At 68.8% G+C, this 4,286-nt stretch carries 6 protein-coding genes and 1 pseudogene; 6 read left to right on the forward strand and 1 reads right to left on the reverse strand.

The features are described from left to right. The 6 genes and pseudogenes from ACT4N8_RS03610 to ACT4N8_RS03635 all read left to right on the forward strand — a co-directional run. Positions 1 to 285, forward strand: a pseudogene (locus ACT4N8_RS03610) (helicase-related protein); the annotation flags it as partial. Beyond that, positions 278 to 553, forward strand: coding sequence for an RNA-binding S4 domain-containing protein (locus tag ACT4N8_RS03615; RefSeq protein WP_444856769.1), 276 nt, complete (start codon positions 278 to 280; stop codon positions 551 to 553). The pseudogene ACT4N8_RS03610 and the gene ACT4N8_RS03615, both read left to right, overlap by 8 nt. A 29-nt stretch (positions 554 to 582) precedes the next feature. After that, complete coding sequence (gene fdxA / locus ACT4N8_RS03620; RefSeq protein ID WP_444856770.1) at positions 583 to 921, forward strand: ferredoxin FdxA; 339 nt, start codon at positions 583 to 585, stop codon at positions 919 to 921. 200 nt (positions 922 to 1,121) lie between these two features. Next, on the forward strand, positions 1,122 to 1,655 hold the full coding sequence (locus tag ACT4N8_RS03625) for a CarD family transcriptional regulator (protein WP_444856771.1): 534 nt from the start codon (positions 1,122 to 1,124) through the stop codon (positions 1,653 to 1,655). 112 nt (positions 1,656 to 1,767) lie between these two features. Beyond that, positions 1,768 to 2,493: a head GIN domain-containing protein gene (locus ACT4N8_RS03630; RefSeq protein ID WP_444856772.1), complete on the forward strand. Its 726-nt coding sequence runs from the start codon at positions 1,768 to 1,770 to the stop codon at positions 2,491 to 2,493. A gap of 37 nt (positions 2,494 to 2,530) precedes the next feature. Next, a complete protein-coding gene (locus ACT4N8_RS03635; RefSeq protein WP_444856773.1) occupies positions 2,531 to 3,250 on the forward strand; it encodes a GIN domain-containing protein in 720 nt (239 codons plus the stop codon). Here ACT4N8_RS03635 and ACT4N8_RS03640 read toward each other — a convergent pair. After that, the coding region (locus tag ACT4N8_RS03640) for a magnesium transporter (protein WP_444856774.1) at positions 3,247 to 4,286 on the reverse strand (1,040 nt) is incomplete at its 5' end. The two genes, ACT4N8_RS03635 and ACT4N8_RS03640, sit on opposite strands and share 4 nt — an antisense overlap.

The raw sequence follows: 4,286 nt of genomic DNA on the forward strand, positions 1-4,286 counted from the left end.
TTCCGCGCCGCCGGCCCGCTGATGATCCTTGTCGACATGGTCGTGCGGATAGCCGCCAACGCGCAGGGCGCGCGGAGCGGCGGCGAGCCGGTCAACCAGGCGCTCGTCACCTCGCTCGGTCTGCAACCCGAGACGGTGGCGAAATTGATGCGCGAGATCGGCTTCAAGCCCGCCGAGGGCGAGCCCGCCTGGGTCTGGCACGGCCGCGAGCGGCGGCCACGGTCTCGCCAGCCCCGGCCCGTCTCGCCCCATTTCGCCGCCCTCGCCGAATTGAAGCGTGGATAGTCAGCGCCTCGACAAGTTCCTCTGGTTCGCGCGGATCGTGAAGACCCGGGGGCAGGCCCAGGAGCTCGCCGAAAAGGGCCGCCTCCGCCTCGCCGGCCGCGTCGTTGACAGGGCGCATGCCCCGGTCCGGGTCGGCGACGTGCTGAGCTTCGCCCGGCACGGCAAGGTTCGCGTCCTCAAGATAGAGGCGCTCCCCGCCCGACGCGGCCCGCCCGTCGAGGCTCGCGCGCACTATTGCGAATTGACGAGCGAAGGCGGCGAAGCTTAGGGACGGCGCAAGGGGAGAGTGAGAGCCTTATGACCTACGTCGTCACCGATGCCTGCATCCGCTGCAAATATATGGACTGCGTCGAGGTCTGCCCGGTCGATTGCTTCTACGAGGGCGAGAACATGCTCGTCATCAACCCTTCGGAATGCATCGATTGCGGCGTCTGCGAGCCCGAATGCCCGGCCGAGGCGATCCTGCCCGACACCGAGAGCGGCCTCGAAAAGTGGCTGGAGGTGAACACCACCTATTCCGCCGAATGGCCGAACATCACCCGCAAGAAGGATTCGCCGCCCGACGCCGACGAGCACAAGGGCGAGGACGGCAAGTTCGACAAATATTTCTCCGCGGAGCCGGGCGAAGGCGACTGACCGGCCGGCCGATCGCCGGCGGGGTGGATTTCCGCCGGTTTTGCTGCTATATAGGCGTTATCGAAGCGGGTGCGTTTCGCATCCGCGCACGGTGATTCATTAGCAAGTTGCAGCGCGCCATTTCGAACTCGCGTCCTTCGGGGCGGATGCGGCGTTGGTGGCGGTCAGGCTGCGGTCATTTCCATGGGAAGGTCTATTAGATGGCAACGAAGGCGTTGAACTTCGACGTTGGCGATTATGTCGTTTACCCCAAGCACGGCGTCGGCCGGGTGATCGAGCTGCAGAGCACGGACATCGCGGGCATGGAGCTGGAGCTCTACGTGCTGCGCTTCGAGAAGGAAAAGATGACGCTCCGCGTGCCCACCAACAAGGCGGAGAGCGTCGGCATGCGCAAGCTCTCGTCCGACAAGACGATGCAGGAGGCGCTCGCCACCTTGAAGGGCAAGCCCAAGGTCAAGCGCACCATGTGGTCGCGTCGCGCCCAGGAATATGAGGCGAAGATCAATTCGGGCGACCTCGTCTCGATCGCCGAGGTGGTCCGCGACCTGTTCCGCCCCGACGACGCCCCCGAGCAGTCCTATTCCGAGCGGCAGATTTTCGAAGCCGCCTCGACCCGCTTGGCCCGCGAGCTGGGCGCGATGGAGGAGGTCGACGAGAAGACGGCGCTCGCCAAATTGCTCGACATCCTCAACAAGGCGGCGGTGCTCCACCACAAGGTCCGGGTCGAGGCCTAAGGCTTCAACCGATCCTGAAAAGCGGGCGGTCCGGCAACGGGCCGCCCTTTTTCGTTTGCGCCAGGCGCCCGGCTTGCGTATTATGCGGCTAATACAGCTAGGGAGTCCGACCATGCGAACCGTTCTCATCGTCGCGCCGCTCGCCGCCGTCGCCGCCGCCTGCTCGGCCGGCGCCCGGCAGGGCGAGGAGGGTTCGGGCGAGCAGGGCCGCCGCGATTTCCAGGTCGGCGCGTTCGAGGCGGTCAGCCTGGAAGGCTCGCACGACGTCGTCGTCACCGTCGGCGGCCAGCCTTCGGTCCGTGCCGAGGGCGACGCCGAGGCGCTCGAGCGGCTCGAGATCACCGTCGAGAACGGCTCGCTCCGCATCTCCAGCGAGCGCCGCTCCGGCTGGTCCTGGCGCCGCAACCGCGGCCGGGTCACCGTCTATGTCACCGCGCCCGCGCTCAACGCCGCCTCGATCGGCGGCTCGGGCGACATGCGCATCGACCGCGTCCAGGCCGAGGCTTTTCGCGCCTCGATCGGCGGCTCGGGCAATATGGAGATCGGCGCGCTGCGGGCGCGGCAGGCGAGCTTCTCGGTCGCGGGCTCGGGCAATGTCCGCGCCTCCGGCCAGGCCGAGGAGGCCGACGTCTCGGTCGCCGGCTCGGGCGATCTTGCGCTCGAAGGCCTCGCCACGCGCCGCGCCGACGTCTCGATCGTCGGCTCGGGCGACGTTGCGATCCGGGCGAGCGAGACGGTCGACGCCTCGATCATGGGCTCGGGCGACGTCAATGTCACCGGCGGCGCCCGCTGCAATGTCTCCAAGATGGGCTCCGGCGACGTCCACTGCGCGAGCTGATTTGCGCAGGGCCATTGACCGTTAAGCTTTTGGCGCCATGGTCCGGATCATGATCCGGACCCTGTTGCTGTTCCTCGGCCTCGCCATGCTCGCCGCGCCGGCCGCCGCCGCCGAGCGGCGCTATTCGGTCACCGATTTCGACCGCGTCGTGGTCGAAGGCCCCTATATCGTGCGGCTGACCACCGGCCGTCCGTCCTCGGCCGTCGCCAGCGGTCCGCAGGCCGGGATCGACCGCATCCTCGTCGACGTCTCCGGCACCACCTTGCGGGTCCGCCGCAACCGCAACGCCTGGGGCGCTTCGCAGAGCGGGCAGCCGGGCGTGGTCGAAGTGACCCTCGCCACCCGCAACCTCCGCTCGGCGCGGGTGATCGGGCCGGGGCGGCTCGAGATCGACGGCGCCGAGGGCATGCGCGTCGATCTCACCCTCGAAGGCAGCGGCGAGATCCGCGCCGCCAATATCGCGACGGACAATCTCTCGCTCGGCCTGCTCGGCTCGGGCCGGATCGAGGTCGCCGGCCGCGCCCGCAATTTGCGCGGCGATTTCCAGGGCACCGGCAATGTCGACGCCTCCGCGCTCGCCGCCGAGGATGCGATCGTCAGCTCGACCTCGGTCGGCCCGGTCGTCCTCGCCGCGGCGCGGACCGCGCGGGTCACCAATAACGGCCTCGGCGACGTCACCGTGCTCGGCCGCGCCGCCTGCACGATCACCGGCCCCGGCGCCGCGCAGGTCCGCTGCGGAGAGACGGGCGGCCGCTAGCCGGCGAGGCCCGCCGCGACGGCGAGGCCGAGGAAAGCCAGGAACCCCATCGAATCGGTGATCATGGTGAGGAACACCGACGAGGCGACCGCCGGATCCTGCCCCAATCGCTCCAGCGCCAGCGGCACGAGAACGCCCGAAAGCCCCGCCACCAGAATATTGATCAGCATCGCCGCCGCGATCACAAGGCCGAGCTGGACGTTGGCGAAGACCAGCCCCGCCCCGAGCCCGATCAGCACCGCGATGGTGAGCCCGTTGAGCAACGCCACGCGCAATTCGCGCCACACCGTCCGCAGGCTGTTCGACCGGGTCAGCTGGTTCATCGCCAGCGCGCGCACCGAGACGGCCATCGTCTGAGTCCCCGCATTGCCGCCGATCGACGCGACGATCGGCATCAGCACGGCGAGCGCGACCATCTCCTCGATCGCCGCGCCGAAGGCGGCGATCACCGCCGAGGCGACCAGCGCCGTCCCGAGGTTCGCCGCGAGCCACCTGACCCTGATCCGGTAGCTCTCGCCCACCGGCTCGTTGATGTCGCCCTCGACGCCCGCGCCGGAGAGCAGAAGCGCGTCCTCGCTCGCTTCCTCCTGGACGATGTGGACGATGTCGTCGGCGGTGATCATGCCGACCAGCCGCCCGCCCGCATCGACTACCGCGGCCGAAACCAGCGCATATTTCTGGAAGCGTAAGGCCACCTCCTCCTGGTCCATGTCGACCGGGATCAGGGTCTGCTCGCGCTGCATCGCGTCGGCGATCGCGATCCGCCTGGGCGTCCGCAAAATCCAGGAGAGCAGGCAGGTGCCGACCGGCCGGTGCGCCGGATCGACGACGAAAATCTCGAAGAAGTCGGTGGCGAGGTCCTCGCCCGCGCGGAGGTAATCGATCACCTGCCCGACCGTCCAATGCTCGGGCACGGCGACCGCGTCGCGCCGCATCAGCCGGCCGGCGGATTCTTCGGGATAGGAGAGGGCTTCCTCGATCGCGGCGCGGTCGTCCGGGTCGAGCGCGCGCAGCACGGCGCGCTGCTCCTCCTCCT

The sequence above is a fragment of the Sphingosinicella sp. genome (assembly GCF_052387495.1).
In the GTDB taxonomy this organism is placed as follows: Bacteria; Pseudomonadota; Alphaproteobacteria; order Sphingomonadales; family Sphingomonadaceae; genus Allosphingosinicella.

Bases quoted from the DNA above. Each gene is read 5' to 3' on its own strand.
- ACT4N8_RS03625 (WP_444856771.1), top strand. From the start codon at position 1,122: ATGGCAACGAAGGCGTTGAACTTCGACGTTGGCGATTATGTCGTTTAC.
- fdxA (WP_444856770.1), top strand. From the start codon at position 583: ATGACCTACGTCGTCACCGATGCCTGCATCCGCTGCAAATATATGGAC.
- ACT4N8_RS03630 (WP_444856772.1), top strand. From the start codon at position 1,768: ATGCGAACCGTTCTCATCGTCGCGCCGCTCGCCGCCGTCGCCGCCGCC.
- ACT4N8_RS03635 (WP_444856773.1), top strand. From the start codon at position 2,531: ATGGTCCGGATCATGATCCGGACCCTGTTGCTGTTCCTCGGCCTCGCC.